The following is a 483-nucleotide window of genomic DNA, read 5'->3' on the forward strand; positions in this document are numbered from 1 at the left end:
TGCTTGGGGGAAGGCCTGTATAAATGTCGCCTGTTCCTTCATAAACCCAAACCTTATTTGGCGTCTTTGCAGTGGGCGTTTTTCGTTTACGTGCACCAGAAGTCAAAGACATGGGCTGATTATTATTGTTATTATCAACTGGTAGCCTGGGCTTACTAGGCTGATTATCTTCACGCAGAGCGCTAGCCACAGTTGATATAAACTGCTCGTCTATAAGTTCGCTCGGTATCGAATCAAAGACATTAAAGTCAATTTCCGGTTTGCTAGAAGTAGGTGTTTCAGAGGTCGTTTGTTTAGATGTGCTAGTAGAGACATCTTTATTTAATTCGCCTTCAGAAGAGGAATCGCCAAACATAGTTATTGTCCTTTTATAATTCAATTTGATTATATTTTACCATTTCTTGATTAAGAGATAATTAACAACAGCGAAGCAATTTAATAGCTATCTCTATAGGGGACAAGAGCGATTAACTTCATATATAC

1 protein-coding gene is annotated in these 483 nt (G+C 38.5%); it reads right to left on the bottom strand.

Annotated elements, in window-relative coordinates; all coding sequences use genetic code 11:
* On the bottom strand, window positions 1-355 hold a 355-nt coding region (locus ACQUW5_RS15300), incomplete at its 3' end, for a hypothetical protein (RefSeq protein ID WP_444992124.1).
* Window positions 356-483 lie beyond the last annotated feature (128 nt).

This window comes from Legionella pelazae, assembly GCF_052527395.1.